At 51.8% G+C, this 14,001-nt stretch carries 16 protein-coding genes; 8 read left to right on the plus strand and 8 right to left on the minus strand.

Translation table 11 applies throughout. From position 1 onward, the window contains the following. Positions 1-199: 199 nt before the first annotated feature. From L2097_RS19975 to L2097_RS19990, 4 genes are all read left to right on the plus strand, one after another. Positions 200-1,186, plus strand: a complete 987-nt coding sequence (locus tag L2097_RS19975) for a TRAP transporter substrate-binding protein (RefSeq protein WP_047368915.1) — start codon at positions 200-202, stop codon at positions 1,184-1,186. Between the two features lie 48 nt (positions 1,187-1,234). Continuing rightward, positions 1,235-1,738: a TRAP transporter small permease gene (locus tag L2097_RS19980; protein WP_047373167.1), complete on the plus strand. Its 504-nt coding sequence runs from the start codon at positions 1,235-1,237 to the stop codon at positions 1,736-1,738. Next, positions 1,738-3,039 carry a TRAP transporter large permease gene (locus L2097_RS19985; protein ID WP_250353554.1) on the plus strand — a complete coding sequence of 434 codons (1,302 nt, stop codon included), beginning with the start codon at positions 1,738-1,740 and terminating at the stop codon, positions 3,037-3,039. Before L2097_RS19980 ends, L2097_RS19985 begins: the two co-directional genes overlap by 1 nt. A gap of 204 nt (positions 3,040-3,243) precedes the next feature. Then, positions 3,244-3,621 (plus strand): endonuclease domain-containing protein, encoded by a 378-nt coding sequence (locus L2097_RS19990; protein ID WP_250353555.1) that lies wholly within the window; start codon positions 3,244-3,246, stop codon positions 3,619-3,621. Positions 3,622-3,769: 148 nt separating this feature from the next. Here L2097_RS19990 and L2097_RS19995 read toward each other — a convergent pair whose 3' ends face one another. From L2097_RS19995 to trmB, 3 genes are read right to left on the minus strand one after another with little or no spacing between them, the layout of a single operon-like run. After that, a complete protein-coding gene (locus tag L2097_RS19995; protein ID WP_085007623.1) occupies positions 3,770-4,489 on the minus strand; it encodes a YggN family protein in 720 nt (239 codons plus the stop codon). 51 nt (positions 4,490-4,540) lie between these two features. Then, positions 4,541-4,867, minus strand: coding sequence for a YggL family protein (locus tag L2097_RS20000; RefSeq protein WP_047368910.1), 327 nt, complete (start codon positions 4,865-4,867; stop codon positions 4,541-4,543). Beyond that, positions 4,867-5,586 carry a tRNA (guanosine(46)-N7)-methyltransferase TrmB gene (trmB, locus tag L2097_RS20005; protein WP_250353556.1) on the minus strand — a complete coding sequence of 240 codons (720 nt, stop codon included), beginning with the start codon at positions 5,584-5,586 and terminating at the stop codon, positions 4,867-4,869. Before trmB ends, L2097_RS20000 begins: the two co-directional genes overlap by 1 nt. Before the next feature lie 149 nt (positions 5,587-5,735). Between trmB and mutY the strand changes: the two genes are divergently transcribed. The 4 genes from mutY to L2097_RS20025 all read left to right on the plus strand — a co-directional run bounded on the left by mutY (position 5,736) and on the right by L2097_RS20025 (position 9,872). Beyond that, positions 5,736-6,788 carry an A/G-specific adenine glycosylase gene (mutY, locus tag L2097_RS20010; RefSeq protein ID WP_172399104.1) on the plus strand — a complete coding sequence of 351 codons (1,053 nt, stop codon included), beginning with the start codon at positions 5,736-5,738 and terminating at the stop codon, positions 6,786-6,788. A gap of 27 nt (positions 6,789-6,815) precedes the next feature. Beyond that, entirely contained in the window at positions 6,816-7,091 is a 276-nt protein-coding gene (locus L2097_RS20015) for an oxidative damage protection protein (protein ID WP_039078032.1), read from the plus strand. Between the two features lie 75 nt (positions 7,092-7,166). Next, positions 7,167-8,255 (plus strand): membrane-bound lytic murein transglycosylase MltC, encoded by a 1,089-nt coding sequence (mltC, locus tag L2097_RS20020; protein WP_071845821.1) that lies wholly within the window; start codon positions 7,167-7,169, stop codon positions 8,253-8,255. A gap of 363 nt (positions 8,256-8,618) precedes the next feature. Beyond that, positions 8,619-9,872 carry a nucleoside permease gene (locus tag L2097_RS20025; protein ID WP_047368907.1) on the plus strand — a complete coding sequence of 418 codons (1,254 nt, stop codon included), beginning with the start codon at positions 8,619-8,621 and terminating at the stop codon, positions 9,870-9,872. Between the two features lie 76 nt (positions 9,873-9,948). On the opposite strand, the gene citG is transcribed toward L2097_RS20025, so the two are convergent. Genes citG through citD form a run of 5 tightly spaced genes read right to left on the minus strand, consistent with a single transcriptional unit; the run spans position 9,949 to position 13,996 of the window. Further along, positions 9,949-10,779 (minus strand): triphosphoribosyl-dephospho-CoA synthase CitG, encoded by an 831-nt coding sequence (gene citG, locus L2097_RS20030; protein WP_047368906.1) that lies wholly within the window; start codon positions 10,777-10,779, stop codon positions 9,949-9,951. Further along, the gene (citX, locus tag L2097_RS20035) at positions 10,757-11,296 is read right to left on the minus strand and encodes a citrate lyase holo-[acyl-carrier protein] synthase (protein WP_047368905.1); all 540 of its coding nucleotides are present in this window, start codon (positions 11,294-11,296) and stop codon (positions 10,757-10,759) included. The genes citG and citX overlap by 23 nt, the downstream gene beginning before the upstream one ends. A gap of 6 nt (positions 11,297-11,302) precedes the next feature. Continuing rightward, positions 11,303-12,820: a citrate lyase subunit alpha gene (citF, locus tag L2097_RS20040; protein ID WP_047368904.1), complete on the minus strand. Its 1,518-nt coding sequence runs from the start codon at positions 12,818-12,820 to the stop codon at positions 11,303-11,305. A gap of 10 nt (positions 12,821-12,830) precedes the next feature. Further along, a complete protein-coding gene (citE, locus tag L2097_RS20045) occupies positions 12,831-13,706 on the minus strand; it encodes a citrate (pro-3S)-lyase subunit beta (protein WP_047368903.1) in 876 nt (291 codons plus the stop codon). Next, positions 13,703-13,996, minus strand: a complete 294-nt coding sequence (citD, locus tag L2097_RS20050) for a citrate lyase acyl carrier protein (RefSeq protein ID WP_250353557.1) — start codon at positions 13,994-13,996, stop codon at positions 13,703-13,705. Before citD ends, citE begins: the two co-directional genes overlap by 4 nt. Between the last annotated feature and the right edge of the window lie 5 nt (positions 13,997-14,001).

Consider the following 14,001-nt stretch of genomic DNA (forward strand, 5'->3'; position numbering starts at 1 on the left):
ATTCTTAGAATAGATATTTTAATTTCAATTTATTCATCACAATAATATTCAACACCGTTTTAAAACGCTCACACGAACAAAAAAATAAAAACTGTGAGACAGATATCTTAAAGATGTCAGACAACCAGGATAATATGTCATACAGAAATAAGGATTATTGCTTTTAGATATAGACCATTAATGTGCATGGAGCCAAACGATGAGTAAACTCTCTTTTCCTAAAACACTTGTGTGTGCATCTCTTCTTTCGTTATTTTCTTTGAATGCTGTCGCGCAGGAAAAAATCACATTAAAGCTTGCGCATAACCTCGAGCGAAGCCATGTTGTACATCAGGCTTTAGATGAAATGGCTAAACAAGTCAAACAACTGTCTGATGGTAAAATGACGATCCGCATTTATCCCAGCAGCCAAATGGGGAGCGCAAGAGAGACGCTGGAATTATTACAAAATGGCGCACTGGATATGACCAAAAGTTCCGCCAGCGACCTTGAATCATTTGATAACGTCTACGCTATTTATAATCTTCCATTCTTGTTTAAAGATCAGGCGCATTTTAATAACGTCGTTTTCGGTAATGTGGGCAAAGAGATCATGGAGTCTACCAAAGACAAAGGTTTCTTCGCACTGTCAGCTTATGTTGCTGGCACAAGAAGTTTTTATGCCGGGAAGCCCATTACGAAACCGGAAGATTTGAAAGGATTAAAAATACGCGTCCAGGCCAGCCCAACTACAATAAAAATGATTGAATTGATGGGCGGCTCGCCTACGCCCATTTCATTTGGGGAAGTTTATACTGCTATGCAGCAGGGCGTTGTAGACGGAGCAGAAAATAATGTACCTTCCTGGGTGCAAACGCGCCATATCGAAATTGCAAAAGTTTTTTCAGAAGATGAGCACGCCTCCATTCCAGATTTTTTGGTTATTTCAACTAAAACCTGGAACAAATTAACACCGGAGCAAAAAGAAATTCTACAAAAAGCGGCAAAATATTCAGAAACATACCAGCAAAAACTTTGGACTAAAATCGATGCCGATACGCGCGCCCAGGCGATATCACAGGGCGGTAAAATTGTGAAAGTGGATAAAGCGCCCTTCCGCATTGCCGTACAACCTCTGTTTGATGAATTTAAAAAAGATCCCAAACAGGCCGCATTATTAGCAAAATTCGAAAGCGCTGCTGAATAATCTCTACCTGGGCCAATTATTGGCCCATATTCACCTGGATAATTAATGATGATATTTAACCGCATAAAGCTCGTGGTCGACCGCGTGATCGCTGCGTTTTCTATTATGGTGATGAGCGTACTGGTTATTTGCGTCGTATGGCAGGTATTTAGTCGCTATGTTCTCAATCAGCCCAGTACGTTAACTGATGAACTTGCACGCTTTCTGATGATTTGGGTAGGTTTACTCGGTGCCGCCTATACGGTTGGCGCTCAGCGACACCTGTCAATTGATCTCCTGTCAATGGCGCTACAGCCGCGTAAACAAGCCTTATTGAGCATCGTGGTAAATTTGCTGATTTTCCTTTTTTCTGGTGGGGTTATCGTAACGGGGGGAATGAAATTGATCGGCAAAACGCTGGCAACTACCCAGGTTTCAGCCGCGATGCAAATCCCCATGGGTTACGTCTATCTTATTTTGCCACTGACCGGGATTGTGATGATGTTCTATGCCTTGTGGTTCATAAATGCTGGCATAACTTCACTTAAAAATTCCATGGAGGGCGTAAATTAATGGATGGCTATATCGCTTTAGTATTATTTGGTTCTTTTTTCATCCTGGTTTTCCTTGGTGTACCTATTTCATTTGCTATTGGTATTTCGACTGTTAGCTCCATGCTACTGATGTTTCCCTGGGACATTGCTGTTATTACGGTTTCACAGCGCCTGGCTAATGGGCTGGATAACTTTGCCCTGCTGGCCATTCCTTTCTTTATTTTTGCCGGAACACTGATGAATCGGGGCGGGATAGCGCTACGCCTGATTAACCTCGCGCAGGTCATGGTTGGCCGCGTACCCGGCTCACTGGGGCATGTTAACGTACTGGCCAATATGATGTTTGGTTCCATTTCCGGCTCTGCGGTTGCCGCAGCGGCTGCGGTAGGCGGAACGCTTCATCCCATCCAGACCCGACAGGGTTACGACCCTGCCCTTTCAACCGCGATTAACGTTTCGTCCTGTATTACCGGCCTCTTAATACCACCATCAAATGTATTAATCGTTTTCTCACTTACAGCCGGGGGCGTCTCCGTTGCCTCGCTGTTCATGGCAGGTTATTTACCCGGCATTTTGATGGGGCTTGCCATCATGGTGGTCTGCGCGATTATCGCCAGCCGACGTGGTTACCCGCTTTCAGAGAGGCCTTCTCTCAGAATGGCGATAGCCGCATTTTTAGCCGCGCTACCCAGTTTGTTACTGGTCATCATTGTGATGGGTGGCATTCTTGGGGGCGTGTTTACCGCTACAGAAGCGTCTGCTATTGCAGTGGTTTACACTTTCATCTTATCAGTTGTGGTTTACCGTGAGGTGAAGTGGTGTGAGCTACCGACGTTGATCCTTGAATCAGTAATAACAACATCTATCGTTTTGTTGCTGATCGGTTTTTCCGTTGGGATGTCATGGGCAATGACGAATGCAGATGTGCCCTACATGATTAGCGATGCGCTCATGTCTATTTCTGAAAATCCGCTCGTTATTCTTTTATTAATTAATCTGGTTCTACTTATTGTTGGCGTTTTTATGGATATGACGCCAGCGGTGCTTATCTTTACGCCGATATTCCTGCCTATTGCACAGGACTTAGGTATGGATCCAGTACATTTTGGCATCATGATGGTTGCGAATCTGTGTATCGGATTATTAACGCCACCGGTCGGAAGCGCCTTGTTTGTCGGTTGCTCGATTTCGGGCGTTAAAATTCAACATCTGATTAAACCACTGCTTCCTTTTTATGCCGCACTACTCTTAGCGCTGGTGTTGATCACTTATATACCGCAAATCTCGCTGTGGCTGCCCCGCACGCTGGGTTTGATGTAGCATGGACATTAAAGAGAGAAACAACATACTTTCTACTCGAAAATAATTAATGGGCCGCCCGGCCCATTAAATTTTCATGGTCAAAATGTCTCCCGGTCTCATCCATCCGTAACCTTGCAAAAGCGAAGACGATACGTTGGAAGGCAGTTCCCAATAACGGGAGAAGGCTGTGATGATACAGGGGAATGGTGGCCGAGTGTGGGGATGGAAAAAGCAAAACAACTACGCATCAGAATGACGGCAGAGGAATTACACCTTTGGTACTTGCTCAGAGGACGCCGTTTTTACGGCTACAAGTTTCGTCGCCAAATGCCGATTGGTAATTATGTTGTCGATTTCGCCTGTTTTAAAGCAAAACTGATTGTTGAGCTGGACGGCGGGCAGCATCAGGATAACGAAGAGTATGACTTGCGCAGAAAGGCATTCCTGAATGCTAATGGCTGGGAAGTGATTCGCTTCTGGAACAATGAGCTGAGCGCCAATGAGGAGAGTGTATTACTGGCGATTCCTGGACATTTGCATCGTCGGTTGCCCTCACCCCTGCCCTCTCCCACAGGGAGAGGGAGTAAAGACCGCACCTGACGCTTTCCCAACTACAGGGAGAGGGAGTAAAAACCGCACCTGACGCTTTCCCAACCACAGGCAGAGAAAGTAAAGACCGCATCTGACAAGTCCCCTCTCCCTTGGGAGAGGGTTAGGGTGAGGGGAACAGGCACGAAACAACACAACCTTACTTAAGCCCGCTCACCAGCGCTTTACGATTACCTTCCAGCGACACCACACGGCTGCACACGTCTTTACCAAACTGCTGGAAATCTGCTTCCTGGTTTTTCCACTCATTCTGGATGGCAGTCTGTAAACCGCCGAGGTTGCCGAGCACACCCTGCAATGGGTTGCCGCCGCCTTTCAGCACCGCTTTGGCGCCCATCTCGTTAATACTGTCCTGCAGAATACCGCCCATCGCCTGGTTCACCAGCTGTTGACCATTAGCCTGCACGTCATCAACTGCTTTATAGTGGAACGCCAGACCGTCACTGCGATGCTCAATAATTTTGTTCATCTGCTCTTTAAGCTGGGCATCCAGCTTTGTCAGACGACCGCGCATGTTGCTGCTCTCGCCCACTTCCTTGACGATGATTCGGTCCAGCGCCACGCGACTTTTCTCGACCCGTGTACGAGCGCCTTCGTCGATCCACGGTAAGGCGCTGCGCAATTCAGCCTGGTAATCCTTCGCCTGCTCGCGCTGCGCAGCGCTTAACGAATATTGTTTACCGTTGAAGGTCACATTACCTTCCGGCGTTAAGATCAGATTACCGTTCTCGCCTTTCACCTGGACGGTTTGCGGGCTTAGAATCACATCATCACGCGGGTTCACGCTACATTTGTAATCCGCATTCGCGGCAAAAGCCGTTGCCGTCAGTACTACCGCCAGTAGCGTCTTGCGCATCATAACCACTCCTGTAGAGACAAAACGGGTCGGCATTTGCCGACCCTTTCATTCTTAGTCCCACCAAATATCGAAAAGTTCGCTGACGCTGACCTCTTCGAATTTGTGATCCTCAAGCCACTTACGAACCAGCGCCTGGTCCTTTTCGGTGCAATGACCAATGTTCGGTTTGCAGACGAGGCCTTCCCATGCCAGGAAGCCGCTACCACCAAAAATCAGGCCATTAGCTTCAACCGCTTCGCTAATAAACTCATCCACCAGCTTATCGATCTGTTCTTCAGTGGTGCCTTCCGGAAAACGCCATTTGACGGAAAAACCGATCTCCTGAAATTCGTCAATGTGCATCTTTTTACGCAGACGACGACTACGGTTCTTTGCCATTATTTTACCCTCTCGAACATTAAGTCCCATACGCCGTGGCCAAGACGATGACCACGTTGTTCAAATTTGGTTACCGGGCGCGAATCCGGGCGCGGCACATAATCTTTCGTCGACGACAGGTTCTGATAGCCATCAATAGAGGACATCACTTCCAGCATGTGCTCTGCGTAAGCTTCCCAGTCTGTCGCCATGTGAAATACGCCGCCCAGTTTCAGCTTGCTCTTCACCAGTTCAGCAAACGGCACCTGAACGATACGGCGCTTATTATGACGTGCTTTCTGCCACGGGTCAGGGAAAAAGAGCTGAACCATGTTTAAGGAATTGTCAGGAATCATTTTGTGCAGCACTTCAACGGCGTCATGGCACATCACACGCAGGTTCCCGACACCCTCTTCATGGGCAGAAGATAAGCAGGCGCCCACGCCCGGCGAATGTACTTCAATACCTAAAAAGTTCTGCTCCGGACGGGTTTTCGCCATTTCCACCAGCGATGCCCCCATACCGAAGCCAATCTCCAGCGTCACCGGCCCGTTATTGCCAAACAGGGCGGCAAAATCGAGCGGCTGCTCAGCAAACTCAACACCCATCACCGGCCAGTAATTATCAAGCGCGTGCTGTTGCCCTTTGGTCAGGCGCCCCTGGCGGCGGACAAAGCTGCGGATACGGCGCAGCGGGCGGCCGTTTTCATCAAATTCTGGTGAGATGACGTCGTTATTCATAAATAAGTCTGCTTGTGAGAGTGTTCAGGAAACGGGCATTATCCAAAGTTCGATACAGTATGCAAGTTGAAAGCACCGGAAAGTTCCGGTTTACACGTTCATGCCGCTGTGCTGCAATCAGCCCCCCTGTTAATGCAATGTTGGTGACCATGCAAGCGTCTCAATTTTCAGCCCAGGTTCTGGACTGGTACGACAAATACGGGCGCAAAACCCTGCCCTGGCAAATTGAAAAAACGCCTTACAAAGTATGGCTATCCGAAGTGATGTTGCAACAGACGCAGGTCGCAACCGTTATCCCTTATTTTGAACGCTTTATGGCGCGTTTTCCTGACATCACCGATCTGGCAAATGCGCCGCTGGATGAAGTGCTGCATTTATGGACCGGGCTCGGCTATTACGCCCGTGCGCGTAATCTGCACAAAGCGGCAAAACGGGTGGCCGAGGTTCACGGCGGCGTCTTCCCGCAAACCTTTGATGAGGTTGCCGCCCTGCCGGGCGTTGGGCGTTCTACGGCGGGGGCCATTCTCTCTTTATCATTGGGTAAACACTTTCCTATCCTTGATGGTAACGTCAAACGGGTTCTGGCACGCTGCTACGCGGTGGCAGGCTGGCCTGGCAAGAAAGAGGTCGAAAAACGTCTGTGGACGCTGGCAGAACAGGTAACCCCCGCCAAAGGTGTGGAACGGTTTAACCAGGCGATGATGGATTTAGGCGCCATGGTCTGTACACGCTCAAAGCCCAAATGCGCGCTTTGCCCGCTACAAACAGGCTGTATCGCCTACGCAAACCACTCATGGGCCGAGTATCCTGGCAAAAAACCGAAGCAAACGCTGCCGGAGCGCACCGCATACTTCTTACTGATGCAACAGGGCGATCAGGTCTTTCTGCAACAGCGTCCACCGGTTGGGTTATGGGGTGGTTTGTTCTGTTTTCCGCAGTTCGAAGATGAAGCGTCATTGCGGGAGTGGCTGGCGCAACATCAGATTAGCGCCGATAATCTCAGCCAACTGATTGCGTTTCGCCACACATTCAGCCACTTCCATCTGGATATTGTGCCTGTGTGGCTTACCGTGTCCTCGTTCAGTTCTTGCATGGATGAAGGTACGGGTCTTTGGTATAACTTAGCGCAGCCGCCGTCAGTGGGCCTGGCGGCCCCCGTGGAGCGCCTGTTACAACAATTACGTATCGGCGTGGCGATGTAACGCCGCGCAGAGTAAAGAGGACTATTTATGAGCCGCACTATTTTCTGTACCTTCCTGCAACGTGATGCAGAGGGACAAGACTTCCAGCTCTATCCGGGCGAGCTGGGTAAGCGTATCTACAACGAAATCTCCAAAGAAGCCTGGTCCCAGTGGCAGAAAAAGCAGACGATGCTGATCAACGAGAAGAAACTTAACATGATGAACGTTGAGCATCGTAAATTGCTTGAGCAGGAAATGGTGAGTTACCTGTTCGAAGGGAAAGATGTGCATATTGAAGGCTATACGCCGGAAGATAAGAAATAATTTCATGGCCGCAGCGATATTCACCTGTCTGCGGCCTGATTCAGGGTCATTTTTACAACCAACAATACTTCCGGAATGATGAAAAAATTTTTAGCGCTAGCGATCATTGCGCCGTTGCTTATTTCGTGTTCCAACTCAGATAAAAATAGCGAGACCTATAACGAAGCCTGGGTTAAAGATACCAACGGTTTTGACATTTTGATGGGGCAGTTCGCCCATAATATCGAGAATTTATGGGGGTTTAGTGAAGTACTGATTGCCGGTCCAAAAGATTACGTCAAATACACCGATCAGTACCAAACCCGAAGCCACATTAACTTCGACGAAGGCACCATCACCGTCGAGACTATCTCCGGCACCGACCCTACGGCACATTTGCGCCAGGCCATTATCAAAACCCTGCTGATGGGTGATGATCCAGGCTCTATCGATCTCTATTCCGACGCCGACGATATCCAGATTTCCAGAGAGCCGTTCCTCTATGGACAGGTGGTGGATAACACGGGTCAGCCCATTCGCTGGATAGGACGCGCAACCAGCTTCGCCGATTACCTGCTGAAAACGCGGCTGCAAAAACGCAGCGTCGGGCTAAAAATCATCTACAGCGTGACGTTTAATCTGGTGCCAAACCATCTGGATAAACGTGCGCATAAATATGTCGGCATGGTCCATCAGGCCGCCCGACGCTATGGCGTTGACGAGTCGCTGATTCTGGCGATTATGCAGACCGAATCGTCATTTAACCCCTATGCAGTCAGCCGCTCCGACGCGCTGGGGCTGATGCAGGTGGTTCAGCACAGCGCCGGTCGTGATGTGTTCCGCGCGCAGGGCAAATCCGGTACCCCAAGTCGCAGCTATCTGTTCGATCCGGAAAGCAACATCGATACCGGCACGGCTTACCTGGCGATGCTGAATAATGTCTATCTTTCCGGGATAACCAACCCCACCTCGCGCCGTTATGCCGTCATCACCGCTTACAATGGCGGTGCCGGTAGCGTTCTGCGTGTCTTCTCCAGCGACAAAGTACAGGCAGCCAATATCATCAATACGATGGCGCCAGGCGATGTCTATTCCACCCTGACCACACGTCACCCTTCTGCGGAGTCACGTAACTATCTTTATAAAGTGAATACCGCGCAGAAAAGCTATCGTCGCACGAAGTAAGCGGTAATTATCCCCTTCCGTTTTAACGGGAGGGGATAAGAATTCCCTTTGAACGTCGCTGTAACCCGCCCATAAATGTGACGAACGTCACTATATTTGACTGCAACCATATCAAGTTTGCATTTATATGTCGGATGTAACAATCTCGCTCCAGCTTCAATGATAGAATCGCCTCACATAACAACAGTAATTGTCTTAATTCCAACATCTACACCCTAAATAATTCGAGTTGCAGGAAGGCGGCAACGCAGCGAATCCCCAGGAGCTTACTCTGGTAAGTGACTGAGATGAGTGAGTAAAGCCAACGCACATGCAGCCTGAGGTATGACGGGTATATCAGACTCCTTCGGTGAGGAAACTAACATGAATCTTAAGCTGCAGCTTAAAGTGATTATCTTCCTGCAGTTCTGCCTGTGGGGGAGCTGGCTGACTACGCTGGGCTCTTATATGTTCGTCACCCTGAAATTCCAGGGTGCAGAAATTGGCGCGGTCTATAGCTCCCTGGGTATTGCATCGGTCTTTATGCCGGCTTTGCTGGGTATCGTGGCCGATAAATGGCTGAGCGCGAAATGGGTTTACGCCCTCTGTCACCTGGTTGGTGCCATTACCCTGTTTATCGCCGCTGGCGTGACCACGCCGGGTGCGATGTTTGCGATTATCCTGCTCAACTCGCTGGCGTATATGCCAACGCTGGGGCTGGTCAACACAATCTCTTATGCACGTCTGCAAAATGCCGGATATGACATCGTTACGGACTTTCCACCGATTCGTATCTGGGGCACCATCGGCTTTATCCTGGCGATGTGGGCGGTGAGCTTCTCTGGCTTCGAACTGAGCCATATGCAGCTCTATATCGGCGCGGCGCTCTCCCTGCTGCTGAGTCTGTTCTCGCTGACCCTGCCGCACATGCCGGTAAGCAACACCCAGAAAAACCAGACCTGGGTGGAAATGCTGGGCCTGAACGCTTTCGCGCTGTTCAAAAACAAACGTATGGCGATTTTCTTTATCTTCTCCATGCTGCTGGGCGCGGAACTGCAGATTACCAATATGTTTGGTAACACCTTCCTGCACAGCTTCGACTCAAATCCACTGTTCGCGAATAGCTTTATCGTGACGCACGCCTCCGTGCTGATGTCCATCTCGCAGATTTCAGAAACCGTCTTTATCCTGGCGATTCCGTTCTTCCTGGGCCGCTACGGCATCAAGAACGTGATGCTGATGAGTATCGTTGCGTGGATGCTGCGTTTCGGCCTGTTCGCCTATGGCGATCCGACCCCGTTCGGTACCGTCCTGCTGGTTCTCTCCATGATCGTTTACGGCTGTGCGTTCGACTTCTTCAACATCTCCGGTTCAGTGTTCGTAGAAAAAGAAGTGAACCCGGCTATTCGTGCCAGTGCGCAGGGCATGCTGCTGATGATGACCAACGGCTTCGGCTGTATCCTCGGCGGTATGGCGAGCGGTAAAGTGGTTGAGATGTACACCGTTGCCGGCGCAACCGACTGGAAAACCGTGTGGCTGATTTTTGCCGGTTACTCCGTGGTTCTGGCCTTTGCGTTTATGGCGATGTTCAAATACAAACATGTGCCGCAAGCGGCTGGCGTAGCGCAGAAAGCGTAAGCCTGACAAATTTAATGCCTGCCCGGTGCGCGTTATGCCACCGGGCTTTTTTATGGCTGGCGATTAGCGTCTGCCGCTACCCCAGCGTTGCCAGCACATAAGAGACCGCCAGCAGATCGGCGCTACCGCCGGGGCTGAGGTTACGGCTGATTAAGGCCTTATCCATCTCCTGCAGGCGCGCAATGTTCCAGCCGTTTGTTAACAGCGTCTGCGCATATTCCTGTACATAGCACAACCCGTCGATACCGCCGCGGGATACCAAATTACTGTCGGGATTTATCGCCATTAAACGCAGTAGCGCATGATGAAAACGCCGCTCCCCCGCCTCCTGATACCAGTACGGCAGAACATGTTGCCGTACCGTGGGAAAGCCCAGCTCCGCTTCACCACGCGCGCCGGTCAGGCCAAATTGTTGATATTGTTTTTCACCGGCCGTTGCCGCATGCGTGCGGGAAGCCAGCTCCCGTGCCACCAGCCCTTTACAGATTTCAGCGACCTGCTGACAGACCGATTGTGCGCAGACCAGACGGTTCAGACCACGTAAACGCCCTGCCGCAAAGCAGATCAGGCCCAGGGAAAAGATACCGCCTTTATGGGTATTAACGCCGTCAGTCGCCTCGAACATCGCCTGTTCGCAGGCCATTCCTGCCGGGCGCAATAAGCGCAACTGCTCGCTGGCGGGTTTTAAAGCATACTCGAAACCGGCTTTTTCAAAGACGCGAAACCAGGGGGTGATGGCGTCGATACTGCGTAAAAACAGCGCGTGATCCATATCGCTGTGCGAACCGTTATTCGCCCTGTCCACCAGCCCCGGTTTGGGGGTGAGATTAACTTCCAGACGCAGTGCCGTGGCGGCCAGCGCCCAGACATCAAAACGGGCGAGTTTAGTCGCGAGCGAACCAGCCATCGATCAGGGTCTCCACGCGTGACACGACCTCTTCCATAGGATGACGGCGCGAACGGGCGCAACCGTGAGCAGGCTCATCGCAGACCAGACAGCGTCGGGTACTGAGATCCAGCGACTGACGCCCCACCTGGCCGTTTTTCGGGCATATCACATCAAAATCCCACAGTCTGCCAAGCGGATGCGTCTGTTCCAGTTCAATACACTGGGCTTTAATTTCCGCCGCCGCATGGTCAACGCACCACAGGGCTTCCGCACCGGTCGGCAACCACAGTACCTGGCGATCCAATACCGGCCAGTGGTTCTGCCACAGCAGTTGATCGCACGCCTGTAGCGCCACGCCCATGGTATTACGATAACGAATACTGTCTTTCTGCGCGCCGGGAGTAACCAGCGTCAGGGAGATAACCGGATGGTGATAATGAGTGAGCCAGTCAGCCTGACGCGCCGCGCGGTTTTCTTTTGCCGTCAGCAGCGCTTCAAGGCTGACGCCCGCTCTTACGGGCGTCAGTAATGTCATGAGATGTTACTCCTTCACCTGACGCACAACGTCAATCACGCTGCCGTCACGATAGCGAATCACGCCGACGATACGGTCGGTGAATTCAATGGGTTTCGGCGCGCCGGTCAGCGAGATCGCACGCGCGTACAGTGCCTCGATATCCACCACTTTCAGCCCGGCATTCACCAGGCGTTCGCGGATTTCCGGGCGAGCCGGGTTGACGGCGATCCCGTGGTCGGTAACCAGCACATCAATGCTTTCACCCGGCGTCAGCAGCGTGGTGACGCGTTTTACCACGGTCGGAATACGGCTGCGCAGAAGCGGCGCCACGACAATCGTCAAGTTGGCTGCCGCAGCAACGTCGCAGTGGCCGCCGGACGCGCCGCGCATCACGCCATCGGAGCCGGTGATGACGTTGACGTTGAAGTCAACGTCGATTTCCAGCGCACTGAGGATAACGATGTCCAGTTGGTCACAGCAGGCCGCTTTGCTGCCTGGATTGGCGTAAACGTTCGTGGAGATTTCCACGTGGTTCGGGTTACGCGCCAGTGACGCTGCCGCCTCACTGTCAAAGCATTGCGTATCCAGCAGTTTTGCTACCAGACCTTTTTCATGCAGAGACACCAGACCACCGGTGATACCGCCCAGCGCAAAGCTTGCTTTTACGCCGCGACGCTCCATTTTCTCTTCCATGAAACGTGTACAGGCCGTTGAAGCCGCGCCGGAACCCGTCTGCATGGAGAAGCCATTTTTGAAATAGCCGGAATGCTCAATAACATCCGCCGCATAACGGGCAATCATCAGTTCACGCGGGTTGCTGGTCACACGCGCCGCACCAACGCTGATTTTCGCCGGGTCGCCTACGCTCTCGACCTGGACGATGTAATCCACCTGATCCTGTACCAGGCTGGCCGGCATGTTCGGGAACGGCACCAGTTCTTCGGTCAGCAACACCACTTTTTTAGCGAATTGCGCATCGACCATGGCATAACCCAGCGAACCGCAGCAGGATTTACCCTGTGTACCGTTGGCGTTACCAAACTCGTCGCTGCACGGTACGCCGAGGAAGGCGACATCGATATTCAGCTCGCCATCCTGCAGCAGTTTCACACGGCCGCCGTGTGAGTGGATTTGTACCGGTTCCGCCATCAGGCCATGAGAGATCGCATCCGCCAGCTTGCCGCGCATGCCGGAGGTGTAGATGCGGGTGATAACGCCGTTTTTGATATGCTCAATCAGGCTTTCGTTACAGGTCATCAGCGAGCTGGAGGCCAGCGTCAGATCTTTAAAGCCCAGTCGCGCCAGGATTTCCACCACGTTGTTGATCACCCGATCGCCTTCGCGAAACGCATGGTGGAACGAAATGGTCATGCCGTCTTTCAGGCCACTGCGGGCAATGGCGTCTTCCAGGGAGGCGCATAATTTGCGGTTATGTTTGCTGTCGAGATCGGCAAGCCACGGCGTGCTGGCATGGGCGCTATCGAACGGTTTTAAATCGCGCAGATGCGGAAAGTTAACGTGGAGAAGCTCTGTCTGATTCATTGTTCTGTCCTTACCGACGCACGCCGGACGCGGCGGCACGTTCCAGCACCATTCGCGCATGATTAATAATGGGGCCGTCGATCATCTTACCGTTCAGCGACACCACGCCCAGCCCGTTGCGTTCGCCCTCTTCTGCCGCTTCGATCACTAATTTCGCGTGATCCACTTCGTGCTGCGTTGGCGCATAGGCGTTGTGCAGCAGATCGATCTGACGCGGGTTGATCAGCGACTTGCCGTTAAAGCCCATTTTGCGGATCAGATCGACTTCGCGCAGGAAACCGGCTTCGTCATTAACGTCCGACCACACCACGTCAAAGGCATCGATCCCGGCGGCACGTGCCGCATGCAGTACTGCACAGCGGGCATAAAACAACTCGGTACCGTCGCCGCGCTCGGTTTGCATATCCATCACATAGTCAAATGCGGCCAGCGCGATGCCGATCAGGCGCTGAGAACTGCGCGCGATCGCCACGGCATTGATAACGCCGATCGCGGATTCGATCGCCGCCATCACCTTCGTGGATCCGATTTCACGCCCACAGGCCATTTCGATGCGTTCAAGATGGCGTTCAAGTTCGTAAATATCTTCCGGCGTGTCGGTCTTCGGCAGACGTACGACATCCACCCCGGCACGTACCACGGCTTCCAGATCTTTCAGGCCAAACGGGGTATTGAGCGGGTTAATACGGACAACGGTTTCGATATCTTCATACATCGGGTGTTGCAGCGCATGAAAAACCAGCAGACGCGCTGTGTCTTTTTCACGCAGCGCCACGGCATCTTCCAGGTCAAACATGATAGAGTCCGGGCGGTAAATAAACGAGTTGGAGAGCATGGCGGCGTTGGCGCCGGGTAGAAACAGCATGCTACGACGAAGCTTTCTCATTGCAGTTTCTCCCAGTCAATATTGTCACTGTCACTGGCGCGTAATACCGCGCTCTGTAGGCGGGCGCGGATCACACAGTCCAGCGCGCCTTTATCTTCGATAATGATCAGTCCCTGGTGGACTTCCATGGTACGCAGCGTGGTGGTGACCACATGGCGAATTTGATCGCCAAACTGCTTAATCACTTCACTGTGGATGACGATGTCCAGCTCGCCATCAGCGGGGGCTATTTTCACCATCAGGTCGCTGGACTCCATAGTCCCGGCCAGCGCCTCCTTAACAATTTTCATAATTT

The organism is Citrobacter sp. MNAZ 1397, assembly GCF_023613995.1.
Classification (GTDB): Bacteria; Pseudomonadota; Gammaproteobacteria; order Enterobacterales; family Enterobacteriaceae; genus Phytobacter; species Phytobacter ursingii.

What these genes read in the sequence shown, in the direction of transcription:
- L2097_RS19975 (WP_047368915.1), top strand. Translation starts at nt 200, where the DNA reads ATGAGTAAACTCTCTTTTCCTAAAACACTTGTGTGTGCATCTCTTCTT.
- L2097_RS19980 (WP_047373167.1), top strand. Translation starts at nt 1,235, where the DNA reads ATGATATTTAACCGCATAAAGCTCGTGGTCGACCGCGTGATCGCTGCG.
- L2097_RS19985 (WP_250353554.1), top strand. Translation starts at nt 1,738, where the DNA reads ATGGATGGCTATATCGCTTTAGTATTATTTGGTTCTTTTTTCATCCTG.
- L2097_RS19990 (WP_250353555.1), top strand. Translation starts at nt 3,244, where the DNA reads ATGGAAAAAGCAAAACAACTACGCATCAGAATGACGGCAGAGGAATTA.
- L2097_RS19995 (WP_085007623.1), bottom strand. Translation starts at nt 4,489, where the DNA reads ATGATGCGCAAGACGCTACTGGCGGTAGTACTGACGGCAACGGCTTTT.
- L2097_RS20000 (WP_047368910.1), bottom strand. Translation starts at nt 4,867, where the DNA reads ATGGCAAAGAACCGTAGTCGTCGTCTGCGTAAAAAGATGCACATTGAC.
- trmB (WP_250353556.1), bottom strand. Translation starts at nt 5,586, where the DNA reads ATGAATAACGACGTCATCTCACCAGAATTTGATGAAAACGGCCGCCCG.
- mutY (WP_172399104.1), top strand. Translation starts at nt 5,736, where the DNA reads ATGCAAGCGTCTCAATTTTCAGCCCAGGTTCTGGACTGGTACGACAAA.
- L2097_RS20015 (WP_039078032.1), top strand. Translation starts at nt 6,816, where the DNA reads ATGAGCCGCACTATTTTCTGTACCTTCCTGCAACGTGATGCAGAGGGA.
- mltC (WP_071845821.1), top strand. Translation starts at nt 7,167, where the DNA reads ATGATGAAAAAATTTTTAGCGCTAGCGATCATTGCGCCGTTGCTTATT.
- L2097_RS20025 (WP_047368907.1), top strand. Translation starts at nt 8,619, where the DNA reads ATGAATCTTAAGCTGCAGCTTAAAGTGATTATCTTCCTGCAGTTCTGC.
- citG (WP_047368906.1), bottom strand. Translation starts at nt 10,779, where the DNA reads ATGGCTGGTTCGCTCGCGACTAAACTCGCCCGTTTTGATGTCTGGGCG.
- citX (WP_047368905.1), bottom strand. Translation starts at nt 11,296, where the DNA reads ATGACATTACTGACGCCCGTAAGAGCGGGCGTCAGCCTTGAAGCGCTG.
- citF (WP_047368904.1), bottom strand. Translation starts at nt 12,820, where the DNA reads ATGAATCAGACAGAGCTTCTCCACGTTAACTTTCCGCATCTGCGCGAT.
- citE (WP_047368903.1), bottom strand. Translation starts at nt 13,706, where the DNA reads ATGAGAAAGCTTCGTCGTAGCATGCTGTTTCTACCCGGCGCCAACGCC.
- citD (WP_250353557.1), bottom strand. Translation starts at nt 13,996, where the DNA reads ATGAAAATTGTTAAGGAGGCGCTGGCCGGGACTATGGAGTCCAGCGAC.